Source organism: Rhizobium sp. CSW-27, from assembly GCF_018760785.1.
Classification (GTDB): Bacteria; Pseudomonadota; Alphaproteobacteria; order Rhizobiales; family Rhizobiaceae; genus Neorhizobium.
Window position 1 is genome coordinate 113,198 of record NZ_JAHHZO010000010.1, and the last position, 18,709, is coordinate 131,906.

Here is an 18,709-nt window from a genome sequence, read left to right on the forward strand (position 1 = left end):
TCAGTTCTCCTCCTTCAACAGATCGTCGATGGCATTCAGCGTCGAACGGCCCCTATCGACATAGGTCTGGAAGTCTGGATCGAGCTTCTGAGCGCCTGCCCTGGCCGAAGACCCCGGGGCAGCGGCTTGTCCGGCCTTGTCATCGCCGGAGACGGCGGAGACGGTTTCTCCGCTGATGTCATTCTTCACGGTGCCTGAGTCGTCTTGCCCGAAGCTTTCGGCAACGGGGGGCCGCAGCACCTCCTCCACGACACGCTGGGCCGCAGCCCTCAGCGCCCGGTCCTCCGGGGTGAGTGCGGCATCCGGAATCTGGGACAGGATGCGGGCCGCATCCTGCGCCTTTCCGTCCGGCAGCTTGGCGACGCCGCCAAACAGCCGCGCCAGCGTCTCGTCACGGGCCGGCAGGTCCTTGCCCCGTTCCGCCGCCCGCTGCGCGGCATGGCGAGCCAGTTCGTTCTTGCCTGCAATCGTCGCCTCGCGCGCGATGCGCAGATAGATCTCGCGGCTGCGGTCGTCGTTCATCACCTCCAGCGTCCCGTCGATATCCTCCACATGGATCGTGCCGAAATGGGCAACCACCAGCCGCACGAAAAGATCGGCGAACTGGCTGGCATAAGGGGAAAAGACGAAGCGCCGTGCATACTGGCGCGCGTAGAAAAGCGCCTTCTCGGGCAGGTCCGCTTCCACGGCAATCGCCACGGACCGCCGCAGCGCCGCCTCCTCGACGATCGTGCCCGGTGCCGTCAGCCGTGCCCAGTCGTAAAAGGACAGGGCCTCGGTCGGGCTCTTGGTCACCGTGACATTGCCGGCGACGAGCGCGAGATAGGGGCCGATCCGCTGGTTGCGATATTCCGGCACCATCTTCGAGAGGCTGTTGGCGGCCAGCATGCCCTTGCCGGCCAGATACTTGCGCAGCGCATCGGCAACGCGCGTATCGAAATTGCCGGAGACATCCTTCGCAACCAAGAATTCGAGCGTCGCCGGATTGCCGCCGCTCATCGCATAGATCAGCGCGGCATCGACATTGCGCGGATCGTCGAAGGCCGACGGATTGATCGTGCGCAGCCGCTTGTCGAGCGCCGAAAGCATGAAGCGCTGCATCTCGGCGGCGGAGTGATCGCCCATCACCACCGTATCCTGCACGAACTGCAGCGAGCGCAGCATCTGATAGGGCTCAAGGCCTTCCGCCTGCTGCTGCTGTGCCAGACCGGACTGCACCCAGAACGCGGCAAGCGCGCCAGCAAGCAGGAAGGTCGATGTCCTCTTTCGCCGCATCGTCAGGCCTTGCCATCCTCGAGCAGAATTTCGATGCGCCGGTTCCGGTCGGCAAGCGGATCATCGGGAACCTGCAGGCGACGATCGGCAAAACCGGAAATCTGCTTCACCCGCGTCTCCTCGAGCCCGCCCTTCACCAGCATGAAATAGGCACTGTGCGCCCTCGCCGCCGAGAGGCGCCAGTTGTCGTTGCCGGTATCGCGGAACTGACGGCCATCGGTATGGCCGCGGATGACGACATCGCCCTGGCGCTGCTTCAGCAGCGCGCCGATCTTTTCCATCGCCAGCACCATCTCCCGCCGCGGTACCGCCGATCCGATGTTGAACATCGGCGTTTCGCTCTGGTCGGAAAGGGTGATCAGCACGCCGCCCTCGGCCGGCGTGACGATGAGGCCCTCGGCAAGCTTGCCGGACACACCGGCGATCTGGTTCTCGATCGCCTGGCGCAGTTCGTCGGCCTCCTTCTGGCGATCCGCAAGCGTCGGAGGCGCGCTGCCGTCCGGCTGCGGATCGATGTCGGCCGGATCGGGGCGTGGCCGGGGAATGGCAAGCGCAAGCTGCGCCGGGGTCGGCTTGGCCGGATCGCCGGCCGGAGCGGCGGGCGCCGCGTCGGAAGGCGCATCCGCCGGGGCGTCGGCGGGCGCGCCAGCCCGGTTTGGCGGCTGCGCCGGCGAAGCCGCCGCGGGCTGGACGGCCGCCATCTGTTCGGGCGGCGTCGGCGGCAGCATTTCGGCCACAGAATCCTGGGCCGCCTGCTCTGCGGGCGCGGCCGGCGAAGGGGCCGCATCCGCCCGCTCCTTGCCGTCGGACCGCTTCGTTTCGATCTGCTGGGTCCAGAAATCCGGGTCGAACGGATCGCGGAAGGCCTCGCCCCCCTCGGCGCCGGTGGCCGGACCCGAATTGTTGGCGCCGCCGTCGCCCTTGGCACTGACATTTGCCTGCTGCCCGACCTCCTGGGCTATCTCGGCAAGCACCGAATAGGGGTTCTGGAAAAAGTCCGCTTCCGAGTAATTGGTCTCGTCGCCGGAACTGGACGTCTGGTCCTCGCCGGTCGCGGCCGCGGAGCCGACCTTGTCCGCGTCCGCCTTTACCTGGGAGCGCTCGCGCTTTTCCTGCCCGTCGGAGGATTCCACCGGTTTCTGCAGGCCCTTCTTGGCCGGCGTCTCGTCGGAAAGCTTGATCGGGTTGAAGTAGCTGGCCACCGAGGCCTTGGTTTCCTCGTTGGAAGCATTGACCAGCCACATCACGAGGAAGAAGGCCATCATCGCCGTCATGAAGTCGGCATAGGCGATCTTCCAGGCGCCGCCATGCGCACCACCGTGGCCGCCGCCATGCTTCTTGACGATGATGATTTCATTCTTGCCGTGATGATGGTTCTGCTCGCTCATGCCAGCACCTTCTTCAGGCTGGCCGCCCAGGCGGACAGACGCGTGACGAGCACGCTGTCATCGAGATCGACGGCGATGTCGAGATCGGCCGCCGGCTGGTGGCGAAGCGCCGGAGCATCCTCTCCAAGCGCCAGCTTCAGCCGCTCGAAAAGATCGGCGGGACCATGCACCGCAAGCTCCGCCGCATGGCCGGCACCGAGCGACTGGCGAATGACCTCGGCAAGATCGGCAACCGCCTTGGCCGCCAGTGCCTCGGTGATCACCGGCGCGAGCACCTCGGCCACCTGGTTGGACAGCGAGACGCCGAGGCTTTCCGCCATCCTGCGGTATCCCTCCGCCACCCGCAGCGCGGCAGCCTCTTCGAGCTGGCGACGCAGGGCGGCGAGTTCCTCGGCATGACGGGCCTCCATCTCGGCCCGGTCGGCCTCGCGAAGAGCCTGGATCTCCTGCCGGCCGGCCTCCTCCCCTTCCGCCCGTGCCGCGGCGCGCTCGGCATCGATGTCGATCTCCGGCTCCGGCGGAAAGGCATCGAAGGAGAACGAGGGCGCGGCCGCATCCTCCATCAGGCTTTCGGACAGGATCGGCGGCGCGGGCGGCTGCACCGCGCCGAAATCCTTCAGGTAGCGTGCAAGCATCGCGCTCATCGGCCGGTTCCTTCCTGGGAAGAGGCGTTGCGGGCTGTCGGGCAGGTTCCGGCGCACCGGCCGCCGCTGAAGGATGCAAATTTCGCCAACGCAATCATGACACTGTCCCGTTTGGAATACCGGCGCACTCAGCCAGTTTTTAGACAAAGAGCGTGAATATATTGGAACCTTAGGCAGCCAAACTTGCGCGAAAATGAAGATGCCGGACCGCGACCGGGCAAGTCGCGATCCGGCATTGCCGCGCCGATGACCAGCGGCGCGACCGGGATGGGGCCAGAAGCTTACTGCTGGAAGAGCTGGAGGATGTTCTGGGCGTTGGTATTGGCGATGGAAAGCGCCTGGATACCCAGCTGCTGCTGCGTCTGCAGCGCCTTGAGGCGTGTCGATTCCTCGTTCATGTCGGCATCGACGAGGCGGCCGACACCCTTGTCGATCACGTCCATCAGCGTGGAGACGAACTCGTCCTGCATGTCGATGCGGCTGGTAATGGCGCCGAGCGTCGACGCAGAATCGGTCAGCGACTGCAGCATCGCTTCGACCGCGCTCAGCATGCCGGACAGCTGGTCGGTGGTGGTGGTGTTGTCGATCGAGATCTCGGCGCCCGTCCCCATCAGGGTCGAACTGGCATCCAGCAGATAGTAATAGGCGGTGGTGGTGCCGGCCGTGCCGTTCGGCTGCGTCACCGCCCAGTCCTTCGTCAGAAGACCGCGGCCGGCGCTGTAGGTATCGATCATCACCGACCCGGCCGCATCATATTCCAGCGTCGTCAGCGAGACGGCGCCATCGGCCGAGCGGTTGAAGGAGGCGACGATATTCTTGGTGGTCGCGGCGGCTGTCGCGGAATTGTAGAGCCAGTTCTCGCCGGAGAACGATGCCGATTCGGCAATCGAGGCGAGCTGGTTCTTGAGCTCGGTCAGTTCCTTGTTGATCTTGGTCTTGTCGACGCCCGGCTCGGAAGCCGCCACGATCTTGCTCTTGATGTCGTCGACCACCGAAATCGCCGATTCCAGACCGGTATAGGCTGTGTCCGTCTTGGCGGCGCCGAGACCGAGGGCGTCCTGAACGGTGGACAGCGCCTTGTTGTCGGACCGCATGGTGGTGGCAATCGACCAGTAGGCCGCGTTGTCCGCCGCGGTTTCGACACGGTAGCCGGAGGAGATCCGGTTCTGGACCGTTTCCATGTCCTGGTTGATGGCGCGCAAGGTCTGGAGCGCGGCAAGCGCTCCGGTATTGGTGATAATGCTGGTCATTGAGGACTGCCCCTGACAATTGACGGGACATACCGGAGGCTCGACCGGTAACGCACGGGCGCATCATGCTCGCTGACCGGAGATCATTGCCCTGTTGGTCAGCTCGGCGTTCTTAAGCGGTGATTCATGCGTATATGGTTAACAACATATGAACACAAGAACCAATCGTTAAGACATAGTAAAAACGCCGAAGCCTGCGCCAGGCTGGATTGAAGCCTTCCCCACAACGGAAAAGGCCGCGCGGGGCGCGGCCTTGGTGATCGAGGCAAGAAGAATATCTGCTGCGTCAGTCTTACTGGAAGAGCTGGAGGATGTTCTGCGTGCTGGAATTGGCGATCGAGAGCGCCTGGATGCCGAGCTGCTGCTGGGTCTGCAGCGCCTTGAGGCGGGTCGACTCTTCGTTCATGTCGGCGTCCACCAGCTTGCCGACGCCCGTGTCGATCGAGTCGATCAGGTCGGCGACGAAGGTGTTCTGCATGTCGATGCGGCTGTTGATCGCGCCGACGTCCGCAGCGGCGTCCGTCATGTCCTGCAGAACCTTGTCCACGGCCTTGAGGGCTTCGGTCAGGTCGTTGGTGGTAACGTCCAGCGTCAGGACCGAGAAGGAGGTCGTGGCGGTGGAGCCGGCATCGGTGGTGTATTCGATGTTCGAGGACAGCAGGCCACGGCCGACGGAGGTGACGTAGTTGCTGGAGGAGTCAACTTCGATCAGCGAGGAGTTGCTGGTGTCGTAGGTCAGCGTGGTCAGGCTGACATTGCCGGATGCATCGCGGTTGAACGAGCCGACGATGGCCTGCGTGCCGGCACCGGCGGACGCCGTGTGATAGACCCAGTTTTCGCCCGAGAAGGAGGCCGACTTGGAGATCGACACCAGCTGATCCTGGAGCTGGTCGATTTCCTTCTGGATCTTGGCCTTGTCGACGCCCGGTTCGGAAGCGGCAGTGATCTTGGACTTGATCTCGTCGACGACGTTGATCGAGTTTTCGAGAGCGGTGTAGGCGACGTCCGTGGTGGCGGCACCGAGACCAAGCGCGTCCTGTACGGTCGACAGGGCCTTGTTGTCCGAACGCATCGTGGTGGCGATGGACCAGTAGGCGGCGTTGTCAGAGGCAGTCTCGATCTTGTAACCCGACGAAATGCGGCTCTGCGTGGTCGCCATGTCGCTGTTGATCGAACGAAGGGTGGAGAGAGCTGCGATCGCAGCGGTGTTGGTCAGAATGCTCGTCATAGAAAGTGCCCCTTATTGCGGACGAATGGTTCAGGGACATTCCGGTTTCTCTCCGGCAAGAGGTGGTGTGCTTCATGCCCGTCTCAGCTGAAACCAGCAGCGAGACGCACCGCTTGAGTGAGATCAGTTAACCCTAACGTAGTTAACGAAGGGTAAAGCTGGAGCACGATTTCTTTAACATTGCCGCAAAGGCGCAGAGCGGGACAAGGCTGGCGGCGGGGCGGAGACGACGACGGTCTGCGATGCACCTTGGCAGACCCTTCAAAACGAAAAGATCGCGCCCCTTGCGGGGCGCGATCCATGATCGGATTTCCGGTTGGCGCTGTGCGACGATTAACGGAAGAGCGACAGAACGTTCTGCGAGTCGCTGTTGGCGATCGAGAGCGCCTGGATGCCGAGCTGCTGCTGGGTCTGCAGCGCCTTGAGGCGGGTCGACTCTTCGTTCATGTCGGCGTCCACCAGCTTGCCGACGCCCGTGTCGATCGAGTCCATCAGGTCGGACACGAATTCGTCCTGCATGTCGATGCGGCTGTTGAGGGCACCGACGTCCGCAGCGGCGTCCGTCATGTCCTGCAGAACCTTGTCGACGGCCTTGAGGGCTACGGTCAGGTCGTTGGTGGTAACGTCCAGCGTCAGGACCGAGAAGGAGGTCGTGGCGGTGGAGCCGGCATCGGTGGTGTATTCGATGTTCGAGGACAGCAGACCCTTACCGACGGAGGTGACGTAGTTGCTGGAGGAGTCAACTTCGATCAGCGAGGAGTTGTTGGTGTCGTAGGTCAGCGTGGTCAGGCTGACATTGCCGTCGCCGTCACGGTTGAACGAGCCGACGATGGCCTGCGTGCCGGCACCGGCGGACGCCGTGTGATAGACCCAGTTTTCGCCCGAGAAGGAAGCCGACTTGGCGATCGACACCAGCTGGTCCTGGAGCTGGTCGATTTCCTTCTGGATCTTTTCCTTGTCGACGCCCGGTTCGGAAGCGGCGGTGATCTTGGACTTGATTTCATCGACAACGCTGATGGAGCTTTCCAGAGCGGTGTAGGCGACGTCCGTGGTGGCGGCACCGAGACCAAGCGCGTCCTGAACGGTCGACAGGGCCTTGTTGTCCGAACGCATCGTGGTGGCGATGGACCAGTAGGCAGCGTTGTCGGCAGCGGTTTCGACCTTGTAACCCGACGAGATGCGGTTCTGCGTCGTTTCCATGTCGCTGCTGATCGAACGCAGGGTGGAGAGAGCTGCGATCGCAGCAGTGTTGGTCAGAATGCTGGTCATTGTGAATTTAGTCCCTTGTTAGACGGATTACTTTTGGGGGACATACCGGGCTATGAATACCGGTGATGACGTCTGGCCTCATGCCCACTCGGTTCCGGATCTTCTGGGAAACCAAACCCGTCATGTGAGGATGACACTCGCAGACATTCATTGCGGATTCCTTAAGTCGCTATGGACAATTGCAGTGAAAACGGCATTGATTCGTCAAGCCTGTGAAAGCACCGGTTTCGGGCAAGGTCTGCCGTCTAGCATGGCTAATCGAACGTGGATGAGCGCGTCCGCGAACCATGATCGGCAACCCCTTTCCCGGAGCCTGGATGTTGAGCCCGCAGACCTTGTTTTCCGATGCCTCGAAGAGCTTTCATCGCGGCCACTACACCGAGGCCCTGGCGTCTCTCAACAAGCTTCTTGACCATGCCAGGGACGCCAAGACCTATACGCTTCTGGCGCGCACACTGCTGGCGCTCGGCTTTCGCGAGGATGCCGCCCGCACCTATGTGCTGGCGGCGGAACTGGGCGGCTCTCGGGCGGAGGATCATTATGCGGAGGCCATGAAGCTCTACTTCGAGCTCGGCCAGGAGGACATGGCGCTCAGCCTCGGCCGGCCGCTGCTGCAGCGGGCGCAGAAGGACCCGGACCTCGCCTTCATCATCGCCTCGTTGTTCATGAAGCGCGGCGAGAAGGACATGGTGCGCGTCTTCCTGCCGGCCCTGTCGATGAGCCAGAACTCCCAGCACAACAGCCTGGCCTTCCTGCTTCTGACCGGCACACCGGAAAACGATCGCGACCGCGAATCCGTCGCCAACCTGCTCAACCGGATGCCGAACAGCCTGATCCTGATCATGGCCCATCTGGTGGCACAGCGCGAAGTCAACAACTACCAGGAAATGGAACGCCTGCAGCCACGGCTCGACCGCCTCGTCGCCAGCGGCGACCACCGCATTCTCGGCGTGGAGACCCCCTTCTACAATCTGCACTGGCTGACGGACGAGGCCCTGAACAAGCTGGTCGGGCACAAGGCGGACGCTTTTCCGGCAACCCATCCGGCCGAGCGACGCACCATGCCGCACCGCTGGGGACGCAAGCTGCGCATCGGCTATCTCTCCTCCGACTTCTGGTCGCATCATGCCACGATGAAGCTGTTCCGCGCCGTGCTGACCGCGCATGATCCCGAGCGTTTCGACGTGACGCTGTTCTGCTACACCGATCCCAAGCATCTGGAGCACGAGACCGGACGCGACAACTGGGGCCGCATCGTCAATGTGCGCGACCTCAGCTATCCGGCAACGGCGCAGGTGATCCGCGAGCACGAGATCGACATTCTGGTGGAGATGAAGGGGCACACGCGCGGCGGACGGCCCGGCATTCTCAACTTCAAGGCAGCTCCCGTGCAGGTGGCCTGGCTCGGCTTTCCCGGCACCACCGTCAACACCGATCTCGATTACATCATCGGCGACCATCACGTGCTGCCGGATGCCGCCAAGCCGCATTACTGGGAAAAGTTCTGCCGACTGCCGGACACCTACCAGCCGAACGATCCCCACCAGCGCCCGCGCCGCGACCTGTTCAGGCGCGCCGATGCGGGCCTGCCGGAGGATGCCTTCGTGTTCGGCTCGTTCAATGCAACGCGCAAGATCTCGATCGCCAACATGAATCTCTGGATCCGCATCCTCAAGGCGACGCCGAAGAGCGTACTGTGGATCATGTGCAAGAGCAGCGAGGCGCACGACAACATCCTGCGCAAGCTGACCTCGGCCGGCATCGAGAGCCGCCGCATCATCTTCACCAAGGTGGTGCCCTACGAGGAGCACCTGGCGCGTCTGTCGCTTGCCGATGTCGGCCTCGACACCTATCCCTACAACGGCCACACCACCACGTCCGAGCAGCTGTGGGCCGGCCTGCCGGTGCTGACCATGAAGGGCCAGCATTTCGCCTCGCGCGTCTCGGAAAGCCTGCTGAACGCCATCGGCCTGCCGGAACTGATCGCCCGCGACGAGGCGGATTATCTCGCCATGGCTGTGGATCTCTACCAGAACCCCGAGCGGGTGAAGGCTTTCAGGCAGCGGCTGGACGAGAACCGGCTGGTGAAGCCGCTGTTCGACGCAGAGCGCTTCTGCCGCCACCTGGAAACCGCCTATGAGATGATGGCGGAGCGCGCGCGGCAGGGCCTGGAGCCGGACCACATCGACGTGCCGGCGCTTGCGCCGCGCACCACGCCCTTCCTCATCGAAGCAGACTGAGCAACGCCCCGCTCCGGCGGCCGCGCGTCCCCTCCCCGGTCGCCGTCCAGCGCTCCCCGGTCCTCCGGGGAGCGCTTTCTGTTTGCCGTCGCCCCGCCGGGCAGACCGCACGAAAAAAGGGCACCGCCTGCCTGAGGCGATGCCCGTCAGGGACGAGAAACGGGGAGACCGGGACTGCCGAAGCGGTGCGCCGCGGCGCCCGGCGGCCTGCCGGTCAGGAGAACTGTGCCATATAGTTGCGCAGCTGAAAGACGCCATCGCCGGGTGGCACGCGGGCGGCAAAATCCGGATGCATCACCAGCCAGGAGCGCGGCCCCGCATGGTCCGGCGGCAACTGGCGCACCACGCTTGCCTTGAGATTGTCGGGCAGAAGCTGCAGCGCCTCGTCGGTGATCAGCGGATCGACCATCACCGGCCCGCCGCTATAGCCGGAAGCCTCCGTCAGCGCCGTGACGATGGCGGCCAGCGTGCAGACCTGATCGAAGGCCTCCTTTGTGGCCGGCGCGGCATGATAGGCCGCCATGCGATGATAAAGAATGTAGGCCTCCGGCCAGTAGCGGAAGGCCATCAGCAGGCGCAGCGCCACCGACTTGCGCACCAGCATGAACTGCACGAAGCGCTCATGGAAGTGCATGCGTTCGGCATTGCCGAGCCGGCTTGCGATCTGCGCATGCGAGGCGAGATATTCCAGGCCGCCGAGATAGGTATCCCACTGGAACATGCATTCCTTCTTGCCCTGCTGCACGTCGCCATCGGCGGGAACGCCGGTCACGCGGGCAAAGGGGGCCGGCAGGAACAGCACGTCGCCCTTGCCGAGCGCCCGGGTGGTGAACAGAAAGGCCCAGAAGATGAAGGGACCAAGGCTGGAAATGGTCTGGTCGAGGATCTCGCGCCGGATGATCAGGAATTCCGGGAAGACGTGGTGGGTAAGGATGAAGTCCAGCATCTGCTGGTACTCGCCCTTCTGGAAGCGGGAGGGGCCGGGAATATGATAGAAGGGCTGCATGTCGGCGCCGCCCATGCGCTCGTTGACCAGCATCCACGGCGCCTGGATCATGCCAAGCGCCGGATCGTTTTCCAGCATGCGCAGATATTCCGACACCTTTTCCGGGATCAGCAGGTCGTCATCGCCGAGGAACAGCGCATACTTGCCGCGGGCGCGCTGCATGGCAAAGGCATAGTTGCTGAGGAAACCCGAGTTCTTGACCCGGCGGTGATGGGAGATCTCCGGCACGCCGGACAGCGATTCGAGATATTCATGCGTGCCGTCCGTGGAGCGGTCATCGACGATGACCATCTCGAAAGGAATGCCGAGCCGCCGGAAGGCATCCAGATGGAAACGGACATTGCGCTCCAGCATCGGTCTGCGGTTGTAGGTTGGAACGCAGATCGACAACATCGGTATTGTGGCCGGCATGGGGCTCTCCCTGTGCAACATCATGAGCCCTTCGCGCGTGAGGGCCGCTTAGACTGTCGCAATACCTTTCCTTGCTTTCGCGAGGCTGTCGTCACACGCCGGCCCGATCATGCCACAACGCCAGCGCGTCAGCCCTGCACAAGCTATCGCGCCTAGTCTCCTCTTCCAGGGTCATCCGAGGCCTCCTTGCGGCAAGGGTGACAGGGTGTTTCGCGCGCCCGGGCCCCAGCCACGCTTTGCTGCACGTCCGCGCCGACTTGGAGATCATTCGTGAACAAGATCGTTCTCGCACGCTATCTGGAACCGATCGACTGGGTCGTCGAGATTCCGCAGGACTTCGAAGTCCATATCTATAACAAGGGCGACGCGATCACCTCACCGGCCGTAAGGCGGCGGGCGCACCGGATTGTCGAGCGCCCCAATGCCGGGCGAGAATCGGAAACCTATCTCTTTCACATGATGACGGAGACCGAGGACAACGACGACTTCACCGTCTACGCGCAGGCCGACCCCTTCACCCACAGTCCCGACTTCCTGCAACTGCTTCGCGCCTGGCGCCAGTGGGACGATCTGCAGCCGCTCTCCTGGCAGTGGAAGGGCGACCACGAGGTGCCTCCGTCCACCGTCCTCAGACATTACGAGCAGCAGCTGGCCGGACGGCTGCGCGTCCGTCCGGAGCGCTTTTCGCTCTACACCTGGGCGCCGATCGAATTCTTCGACGTTGGCGCCATGAACACCGGGCGCACCTATCGCCATGTGCATGGCCAGCTGCCGGAAGGCATCAACATTGCGGCCCACTTTCTCAGGATGGCACAGCTGCCGGAACTGGCCGAAGAGGCGGAGGCCCATTCGCTCGGCATCTTCACCTATGGCGCGCTGTTTGCGGCCCGCAACCATGTGACCAAGCAATTGCCGCTGGAGGCGGCGAAGCGGCTCTACCAGGCATCCCTGGCCCATCCCTGCTACGGCTACGTTCTGGAGCGCATGTGGCTTCACTTCTTCGGCGCCGAATTTGAACTGCCGCAATCGGCCCCGGCCCGCTCCACGTCCGCCGCATCGACGTCGGTGCAGTCCACACAGGTCGCGGCTCAGTCGGCTTTGTCTCCTTCGGCTCCGACCGCATCGATGAAGCCAGCAGCAGGACAGTCCGCTCCGCCAGAGCCCGCCCAGCAGGTTGCTCGGGCGGAGGCGAGGAAGGGCGCCTGGGAACACCCGCTTGGCTGCGGTCCCGCCTCCGGGCAGACAGCGCCGGCATGGCCGGACCTTCAGCAAACCCAGTACCGGGAGGGCCACGCGGGATGAGGTATCCCTTCACCGAACAGGCGGACGCGGCAACCTCAGCCAGACCGGCATCCTGGACCTCTGTCGCCTTCGTCGACGACGTCTTCCGCCATGCCTTCTGGCCCGCCAAGGAATTCTTCTACGAACTGCTGGCAGCGCCGCTGCAGGCCGTGCTCGGCCGGCCGATGCCACAAAGCATCCGTCGCCAGATGTGGCAGAACGGCACGCTCGGAAACAGCACCGCCACGCCACTGCCCCGGGGGCCGGAAACGCAATGGCTTGCCGAGTTTCGTCAGCTGACGGCGGAAAGCCGCCGGCTGCTCGAGCCCTACATCGATCCGGCAGCCCTTCATATCTGTTACGAGCCGTCTCCCGGACTCCTCGGCTTCCTCGACGAAATCGGCGCAACGTATATCGACATTCGCCTGTCGCCGATCCGCTTCCTCCCGGACGTCGTGCTGGCCCTGAGCAGCAATTCGCCCATCATCCGCGCAGCACTGTCGCGCATTGGGCTGCCGCGTTATGAGATCGGCGCCGAAGCCACCAAGCTTGCCGCCGCCTTCCGGCACCGGGATCGTTACACGCCCCAGGCTAATATTCCACGGCGGGCAGGCGCGCAGGTGGTCGTGGTCGGCCAGACGGCGTCCGATGCCAGCATCATCGCCGGCGACCGTTTCTTCCATTTCCGCGATGCATCCGACATCCTACAGCAGACGCTGCAGGGCAAGCATGTACTTTATCTGCGCCATCCCAGTGCCTCGGATGCGCATATCCGCAGCGAGACGGACCTGCTCCGCAGCTTCTATCCTGCGCTCGAGGTCACGACGGCCAACAGCTACGACCTGCTGTGCTGCGACCAGCACCTGGAATTTCTCGGCATTTCCTCCGGCCTGCTGCAGGAGGCCGCCTTTTTCGGCAGACAGGCCACCTCGCTGCTGCCGCCGATCTGCCCGCTGGCCTTCGATGACGACGTCTACGACACCAAGGGCTATACGCAGGTGACCTTCGACACGTTCATGGACCCGCAGTTCTGGCGCTGCCTTTTCGGCCAGGCCGACGTCACGGCCCGCGACAGCCTGCGCGGCATGACACCAAACCAGCTGCGCGAATTGCACAATGTCTGGTGGGGCTATCCGGCGCACAAGATCAAGCCGAACGATTTCACCCGCACCCTGACCGGCGACATGCGGCCCGAACTCGAGCGGGTCTACGGGGCGACCCGCTTCGTGCTCGACATCATCTCGGGACAGCAGCCAAGCCTCGTCAGCGACGACATCACCAATCGCGGCTGGCAGTGGCCCAGCGGCGGCGTGGTGCGCCTGCAGGCCGACGGCATCATCACACGGAACGATCGCCGCGCCGGTACCTGGCGCCGGCTGGCGCTGGCGGAACCCGCCTATTTCCTCCTCTGGGACGAAGGCTTCTGGATCGATTTCGTCCGCTACGGCGGCAACGGGCGTCTGGTGTGCCATAACAATATCGGCGGCCAGTTCTCCGTCAACGAGGCCTAGTCCCGCGACCGGGGGCCGCGATGGCGGGGCAAGAGGCCCGCATCGCACCAAGGCCCTTTTCGGGACACGTGCCACCCACGAGACCCTAACCCGCTTCAGGGCGCCGAGCGCAGCGCCTCGCAAGGCGGTTCCAAACAAGGAGACTGACATGCATCACCCGGACGCCGCCTCCTTGCAGGCGCATGACGACAACGGCGCCTCGCCGACGGGCCAGAGGGGCGAAATCGAACGATGCGACGCCGCGATCGACTTTCTGCGCGCGCAGATCGCAAACCTGACCACCCAGCTTGCCGAGAATGAAAGACGCCGTCATGAGGCCGCAAGCCGGCTCGCAGCGCCGGCGCCGACGACCGGCTCCGGCCTCGAGGAGACTGCCGTCCGGAAGATCACCGGCGCGCTACACGCCAGCAGCCAGCAGACCTTCGTGATGCAGACGGTTTTGTCCGAAGTGGCTCGCGGCTCATTTGCCCGCTATGCGACCCTGCTGATGGAACTTCGCAAGGTTCCGGGTCTCGAATCGCTCATCGACCAGCATATTCTGCGGACCGGCTATGCGACGGGCCTAGACCGGTCGGCTGCCGTACGCAACATTTCGGCGACCGATTATCAGCGCCTGCACGAGGAGGACGTGGCCTATAAGACCAATAACTGGTTGGTGGAACACCTGCCGTTCATCCTCGCCATGAAGCCCACAAGCCTTGTGGACGTCGGCTGCGGCAACGGGCGCTTCCTCAACGTGGTGGCTCACCATGTGGAGAAGGTGACCGGCCTTGACTGGGCACGCTCGCCGCTTTTGACGACGCTGCCGCAAAACGCCACCTTCCAGCAGACCAATGTGCTGACTGATGCCATTCCGCCGGCCGATGTTTGTTGCTCGGCGGACGTGCTGGAACATTTCGAACCGTCAGCGCTGCCGGCTCTCATCCGAAAGCTGCACAAGTCCGCCCGCATCAACTACCACGTAATCGCCTGCTATGACGATGGACACAGCCATTGCGCCGTTTTCAATCCTGGCCAGTGGCTGGCGCTCTTCCAGACCATCGACCCGGCATACCACCTCACTATGATCAGTCCGCGCCGGCAGCGGCCGGACCAGCTCCTTTGCGTCGTCACCAACTTCGCCCCTGCAGCAAATCCCGGCGCCCATCTCGGTCCGATCGCCGGGAACTGGCTGACAGGCAGCGGCAAGGACGTCCGCTTCGACCATGACATGGGCGTCAAACTTTCGGGCGTTCCGGTGGCAACCTGGGTGCCCTCTCAGGATCGGGAAAGCGCATCGGTGCGCTGGATCGAGAGCGGCATGACCGATCTCGTCTGCCTGTCGAAGGACAGGCGCACGCTCACCATCGACAACCTGAACGGCCAGCAATTCCAGGTAACCCGCGCATGACCGCTGCTGTCTTGCCTCCTTCTGCGCCTTCGACCCAACAGGATCATCTATGAACATGTTTATTCACGACACCGCGGCACCCGCCGCCTCCGAGTGGGGCGTTGCTCCCGCCGTGACCACTGCCGACCTCACCGGCAGCTTCTGGCAGTTGAGCAGCCTCGATGCCGGCCTTCTCTCGCCGTTCCTGGTACTCGCACCGGAGGGCCGTATCGGCAACGCCTTCGATCCCTCCCTGCAGTATTGGCATGCGTTCCAGGACCGCCTCTGCCTGGTGAACGCCAGAGGCGAGCTGTCGGTCATCTTCAACACTGCACAGACGGAGAACGGTGCGATCACGGGCCTTGCCGGGCGGGGCAACATCGGCGGCATCAGCGGCGTCTTCATGCTGGGCCGCACGCAGCATCCGGCCCATCCGATCCACCCGACCCCGGCCGACGTCGAACGCAAAGCCACTTTTCTCGTGCAGCCAGAACGCCCGCTGCGTCCCAATCTGGTGGTGGTCCCGGCCAATGCACAGACCCTGCACGGACACTGGCTGGAAAACCTGCCGGACACCAAGCGCAGCTGGGATCTGTGCGTCGGATATTACGGTACCGAGCGCCCCTTCCTGCCGGCCCCGGCGGAATATCTCGCCCACCTGCCGCAGAAGCGCAAGTTCATGCTGCTGGCCGATCTCTTCCACGCCGAAAGCCCGTTGTGGGACTACGAGCGCATCTGGCTGCCCGATGACGACCTGATGGTGACGGGTGAAGAGATCAACCTGATGTTCCATTTGTCCCGCATGCATGGCCTGGATCTCTGCCAGCCGGCCATTACCGATGCGCCAGGCAGCCATCCCAACCACCCGATCACCATCAAGCGGGCCGCGGGCGGTGTGCGTCACGAACCCTTCGTCGAGATCATGTGTCCGCTGTTCTCCCGGCGGGCGCTGAAGATCTGCATCGGCAGCTTCAAGGATTCGGTGTCAGGCTATGGCCTAGACCATCTGTGGCCGAGCTTCCTTGGCAAGCCGCATGGCCGCATGGCCATCCTCGACGATATCGGCGTTGCCCATACTCGGCCGATCGGTGCGACCTACAACATCGCTGCGGCGATCGGCGAGCAGAACGCCACCTTCCGCGGTTATGGCTTCCGCTACGAACCGATCCCCGGCGTGCGGTGACCAAACGCCGGCTCCCGACCACGAAAACCCGGCGGTTGCAGCAACCGCCGGGTTTTCGTGCCGGACAAGGGGGAGCGGGACGCGCGACGCCGGTTCCGCGAGAGGCCTCAGTTGAACGAGCGAACCAGACTGCCGACCAGCAGGTTCCAGCCGTCGATCAGCACGAAGAACAGGATCTTGAAGGGCAGAGAGATCGAGGTGGGCGGCAGCATCATCATGCCCATGGCCATGGTGATGGCAGCCACGATCATGTCGATCACCAGGAAGGGCAGCACGATCAGGAAGCCGATCTCGAAGCCGCGGCGGATTTCCGACAGCATGAAGGCCGGGATCAGCACGCGATAATCGATCGCCTCGGGCGTGCCGACCGATTGGCCGCGTTCTCGGGCGAGGTCGACGAACAGCGACAGGTCCTTGTCGCGCGTATTGGCGCTCATGAAGGTGCGGAAGGGCTCGGCAATGCGCTGCACCGCCTCCGCCTCGTTGATCTCGTTGCGCAGCAGCGGCTGGACGCCGTCGTTCCAGGCCCGGTCGAAGGTGGGCGACATGACGTAGAAGGTCATGAACAGCGCCATGGAAATCAGTACCAGGTTGGACGGCGCCGTGGCGAGCCCCATGCCGGTGCGCAGGATCGAGAAGGCAATGATAAAGCGCGGAAAGCTGGTGACCATCACCAGGATGCCCGGCGCGATCGACAGCACCGTCAGAAGGCCGAAGGTGCGGATGATCCAGGCAGCGGCCGAGCCGTCGATCGGCAGGTTCAGGAGGTCGGTCGGCGATTGCTGGGCAAGCGCGACACCCGGTATCGCCAGAAGCGCGATCAGCAGAGAAAGCAGTCGAATCATTCGATCACGAAGGTCCTGAACATCACCTTGGATACTTTGCCTTGCGAACGCAGGTCAACTCGTTCCTGAATGTCGTCCCGAAGATATTGGAAGCCGCGCGCGCCTTCGATCTGCTGCAGCGAAACGGTGCGCATGTAGGCGAGGATGTCCTGGTGGATCTCCTCGGCCAGCGCCAGTTCCGGCGGCCCGTTGAAGGCCAGCGCCACCTCCAGCCGGACCCAGCTTTCGGACGGATAGGCCAGATTGGTGGTGATCGGCTCGAGCTGCACCACGCCCGCCGCTTCGGTGGCGATGTGCGGCAGCCCCTCCTCCTTCTTCTCGCCGTGCCCGCCGGCGGCCGGCGCGGCGGCGGCCGCCTTTGCCTCGGCCGCGGCCTGTTCGGCTGCCGGGTTCTTCGGCGCGATCATGCCGCCGACCACCCAGCCGCCACCGGCCCCGGCCAGCGTGACGATGGCAATGCCGGCGATGGTGGGCACAAGTGCGCCCTTCTTCTTTTCCGTCTGGCCTTCGCCTGCCTCTTCCATTCGGCTGTCCCTTCCCCGTCCTGTGCCGCGATCAGAAGGGCGAGAACAGGTCGACGACCTGCTGGCCGACCGGCGGCTGCTGCACCTCCATCAGACGGCCACGGCCGCCGTAGGAAATGCGGGCCTCGGCGATCTTGTCATAGGAGATCATGTTCTTCGAATCGACATCCTGCGGGCGCACGATACCGGCCACGTTGAGGATGCGGATCTCGTGGTTGACGCGCACCTCCTGGGAGCCGCTGATCAGCAGGTTGCCGTTTTCCAGCACGCCGGTCACCACGGCAGCCACCAGCAGCGTCAGCTTTTCGGAACGCTTGGTCGAGCCCTTGCCCTTGGTCGAGGTGTCGGAATCGGTGCCCATGTCGCCGTCGCTCTTGGGGCTGAGACCCAGAATGCTGGCTGCCACGTTCCAGGTGAGGCTGGTGGAATTGGTGCGGCTGCGGTCGGTCTCGTTGTCGAAGTCCGCCTTGTCATTGATCTGGATGTCGACCGTCAGGATGTCGCCGATATTGAGGGCGCGGGCATCCTTGAACAGCGCTGCCTGGCTGTCGCTCCACAGCGAATAGCCGCTGGCCATCTGACGCGGCTGCTTCGGGTAAAGCCCCATCTGCGGCGTCTGGGCATATTGCAGGCCACTGCCGATCGGGCTCATGGCCGGCGCATTGCCGATTTCCTTGAGGGTCTGGCTCTGGCAGCCGGCAAGCAGGAAAACGGCCAGAAGGGCGGGTGCGCGCTTCGTCATGAACGGTCCTTCGAAGTATTGGGATTGGCCGCGCTGGAAATGATCATCGAAATGACGCCGGCCTTCTGCGGGTCCATTTCGCTGAGGATCAGACCCGACTGGCGCGCCGGCAGTTTCATGATGATCGCCGCGGCGATCTCCACGTTCATTTCCTGAAGCTGCGGTGCGGCCGCATCGGCCTTCATGGTCTTGTAGATGTCGACGAGGCCGGCCTGGGCGCGCTCGAGAAAGTCGTTGCGCCGCTTCAGCCAGTCCTCGTATTCGGCCTTGCGGGCCTCGAGCACCTCGATGCGGGAATCCACGTCGCTGCGCAGCTTCTCAAGCTCCTGCTTCTGCAACAGGTAGCGCTGGTCGCGTGCCGGATCGGCAATGTTGGTGCAGAACTTCTGGATGTCTTCGGAGGTGGTGGTGGGCAGGCGCGGATCCTGCTGCGCATTAACCTGCGGCACCAGCAGAAGGACGAGGCCGGCGGCCAGAAGCTTCAGCAGCAGGCCGGGACGCCGCGGCTGCGCGGCTGTGTGGCGAGACATCTCCGTCATGGCA

General features: G+C 63.7%; 16 protein-coding genes. 5 read left to right on the forward strand and 11 right to left on the reverse strand.

Annotation, left to right across the window (positions count from 1 at the left end; translation table 11 throughout):
* The 6 genes from motC to KLP42_RS18690 all read right to left on the reverse strand — a co-directional run bounded on the left by motC (position 1) and on the right by KLP42_RS18690 (position 7,054).
* A complete protein-coding gene (gene motC / locus KLP42_RS18665; RefSeq protein WP_215568464.1) occupies positions 1-1,275 on the reverse strand; it encodes a chemotaxis protein MotC in 1,275 nt (424 codons plus the stop codon).
* A gap of 2 nt (positions 1,276-1,277) precedes the next feature.
* Positions 1,278-2,663: a MotB family protein gene (locus tag KLP42_RS18670; RefSeq protein ID WP_215568465.1), complete on the reverse strand. Its 1,386-nt coding sequence runs from the start codon at positions 2,661-2,663 to the stop codon at positions 1,278-1,280.
* Positions 2,660-3,307 carry a hypothetical protein gene (locus KLP42_RS18675; protein WP_215568466.1) on the reverse strand — a complete coding sequence of 216 codons (648 nt, stop codon included), beginning with the start codon at positions 3,305-3,307 and terminating at the stop codon, positions 2,660-2,662. Before KLP42_RS18675 ends, KLP42_RS18670 begins: the two co-directional genes overlap by 4 nt.
* Positions 3,308-3,588: 281 nt before the next feature.
* Positions 3,589-4,557 carry a flagellin N-terminal helical domain-containing protein gene (locus tag KLP42_RS18680; RefSeq protein WP_215568467.1) on the reverse strand — a complete coding sequence of 323 codons (969 nt, stop codon included), beginning with the start codon at positions 4,555-4,557 and terminating at the stop codon, positions 3,589-3,591.
* Between the two features lie 292 nt (positions 4,558-4,849).
* The gene (locus KLP42_RS18685) at positions 4,850-5,785 is read right to left on the reverse strand and encodes a flagellin N-terminal helical domain-containing protein (protein WP_215568468.1); all 936 of its coding nucleotides are present in this window, start codon (positions 5,783-5,785) and stop codon (positions 4,850-4,852) included.
* 333 nt (positions 5,786-6,118) lie between these two features.
* The gene (locus tag KLP42_RS18690; protein WP_215568469.1) at positions 6,119-7,054 is read right to left on the reverse strand and encodes a flagellin N-terminal helical domain-containing protein; all 936 of its coding nucleotides are present in this window, start codon (positions 7,052-7,054) and stop codon (positions 6,119-6,121) included.
* A 317-nt stretch (positions 7,055-7,371) separates the two neighbouring features.
* On the opposite strand from KLP42_RS18690, the gene KLP42_RS18695 reads away from it, so the two are divergent.
* Positions 7,372-9,294 carry an O-linked N-acetylglucosamine transferase, SPINDLY family protein gene (locus KLP42_RS18695; protein WP_252193092.1) on the forward strand — a complete coding sequence of 641 codons (1,923 nt, stop codon included), beginning with the start codon at positions 7,372-7,374 and terminating at the stop codon, positions 9,292-9,294.
* Positions 9,295-9,508: 214 nt separating this feature from the next.
* Here the strand turns inward: KLP42_RS18695 and KLP42_RS18700 are convergent, their stop codons facing one another.
* Positions 9,509-10,711 (reverse strand): glycosyltransferase family 2 protein, encoded by a 1,203-nt coding sequence (locus KLP42_RS18700; protein ID WP_215568471.1) that lies wholly within the window; start codon positions 10,709-10,711, stop codon positions 9,509-9,511.
* A gap of 270 nt (positions 10,712-10,981) precedes the next feature.
* On the opposite strand from KLP42_RS18700, the gene KLP42_RS18705 reads away from it, so the two are divergent.
* The 4 genes from KLP42_RS18705 (at position 10,982) to KLP42_RS18720 (ending at position 16,055) form a co-directional block, all read left to right on the forward strand.
* On the forward strand, positions 10,982-12,013 hold the full coding sequence (locus tag KLP42_RS18705; RefSeq protein ID WP_215568472.1) for a hypothetical protein: 1,032 nt from the start codon (positions 10,982-10,984) through the stop codon (positions 12,011-12,013).
* Entirely contained in the window at positions 12,010-13,503 is a 1,494-nt protein-coding gene (locus KLP42_RS18710; RefSeq protein WP_215568473.1) for a hypothetical protein, read from the forward strand. Before KLP42_RS18705 ends, KLP42_RS18710 begins: the two co-directional genes overlap by 4 nt.
* 148 nt (positions 13,504-13,651) lie before the next feature.
* Entirely contained in the window at positions 13,652-14,893 is a 1,242-nt protein-coding gene (locus KLP42_RS18715; RefSeq protein WP_215568474.1) for a class I SAM-dependent methyltransferase, read from the forward strand.
* A gap of 49 nt (positions 14,894-14,942) precedes the next feature.
* Positions 14,943-16,055 carry a DUF707 domain-containing protein gene (locus KLP42_RS18720; protein ID WP_215568475.1) on the forward strand — a complete coding sequence of 371 codons (1,113 nt, stop codon included), beginning with the start codon at positions 14,943-14,945 and terminating at the stop codon, positions 16,053-16,055.
* A 107-nt stretch (positions 16,056-16,162) separates the two neighbouring features.
* On the opposite strand, the gene fliP is transcribed toward KLP42_RS18720, so the two are convergent.
* The 4 genes from fliP to KLP42_RS18740 are packed head-to-tail and all read right to left on the reverse strand — an operon-like array spanning position 16,163 to position 18,705.
* Positions 16,163-16,900 (reverse strand): flagellar type III secretion system pore protein FliP, encoded by a 738-nt coding sequence (gene fliP, locus KLP42_RS18725; RefSeq protein ID WP_215568476.1) that lies wholly within the window; start codon positions 16,898-16,900, stop codon positions 16,163-16,165.
* Positions 16,897-17,424 (reverse strand): flagellar basal body-associated FliL family protein, encoded by a 528-nt coding sequence (locus KLP42_RS18730; RefSeq protein WP_215568477.1) that lies wholly within the window; start codon positions 17,422-17,424, stop codon positions 16,897-16,899. The genes fliP and KLP42_RS18730 overlap by 4 nt, the downstream gene beginning before the upstream one ends.
* Positions 17,425-17,455: 31 nt before the next feature.
* The gene (gene flgH / locus KLP42_RS18735; protein WP_215568478.1) at positions 17,456-18,166 is read right to left on the reverse strand and encodes a flagellar basal body L-ring protein FlgH; all 711 of its coding nucleotides are present in this window, start codon (positions 18,164-18,166) and stop codon (positions 17,456-17,458) included.
* The gene (locus KLP42_RS18740; RefSeq protein WP_502941316.1) at positions 18,163-18,705 is read right to left on the reverse strand and encodes a MotE family protein; all 543 of its coding nucleotides are present in this window, start codon (positions 18,703-18,705) and stop codon (positions 18,163-18,165) included. The genes flgH and KLP42_RS18740 overlap by 4 nt, the downstream gene beginning before the upstream one ends.
* Between the last annotated feature and the right edge of the window lie 4 nt (positions 18,706-18,709).

Coding starts and splice junctions, on each gene's coding strand:
- motC (WP_215568464.1), bottom strand. CDS start 1,275: ATGCGGCGAAAGAGGACATCGACCTTCCTGCTTGCTGGCGCGCTTGCC.
- KLP42_RS18670 (WP_215568465.1), bottom strand. CDS start 2,663: ATGAGCGAGCAGAACCATCATCACGGCAAGAATGAAATCATCATCGTC.
- KLP42_RS18675 (WP_215568466.1), bottom strand. CDS start 3,307: ATGAGCGCGATGCTTGCACGCTACCTGAAGGATTTCGGCGCGGTGCAG.
- KLP42_RS18680 (WP_215568467.1), bottom strand. CDS start 4,557: ATGACCAGCATTATCACCAATACCGGAGCGCTTGCCGCGCTCCAGACC.
- KLP42_RS18685 (WP_215568468.1), bottom strand. CDS start 5,785: ATGACGAGCATTCTGACCAACACCGCTGCGATCGCAGCTCTCTCCACC.
- KLP42_RS18690 (WP_215568469.1), bottom strand. CDS start 7,054: ATGACCAGCATTCTGACCAACACTGCTGCGATCGCAGCTCTCTCCACC.
- KLP42_RS18695 (WP_252193092.1), top strand. CDS start 7,372: ATGTTGAGCCCGCAGACCTTGTTTTCCGATGCCTCGAAGAGCTTTCAT.
- KLP42_RS18700 (WP_215568471.1), bottom strand. CDS start 10,711: ATGCCGGCCACAATACCGATGTTGTCGATCTGCGTTCCAACCTACAAC.
- KLP42_RS18710 (WP_215568473.1), top strand. CDS start 12,010: ATGAGGTATCCCTTCACCGAACAGGCGGACGCGGCAACCTCAGCCAGA.
- KLP42_RS18715 (WP_215568474.1), top strand. CDS start 13,652: ATGCATCACCCGGACGCCGCCTCCTTGCAGGCGCATGACGACAACGGC.
- KLP42_RS18720 (WP_215568475.1), top strand. CDS start 14,943: ATGAACATGTTTATTCACGACACCGCGGCACCCGCCGCCTCCGAGTGG.
- fliP (WP_215568476.1), bottom strand. CDS start 16,900: ATGATTCGACTGCTTTCTCTGCTGATCGCGCTTCTGGCGATACCGGGT.
- KLP42_RS18730 (WP_215568477.1), bottom strand. CDS start 17,424: ATGGAAGAGGCAGGCGAAGGCCAGACGGAAAAGAAGAAGGGCGCACTT.
- flgH (WP_215568478.1), bottom strand. CDS start 18,166: ATGACGAAGCGCGCACCCGCCCTTCTGGCCGTTTTCCTGCTTGCCGGC.
- KLP42_RS18740 (WP_502941316.1), bottom strand. CDS start 18,705: ATGACGGAGATGTCTCGCCACACAGCCGCGCAGCCGCGGCGTCCCGGC.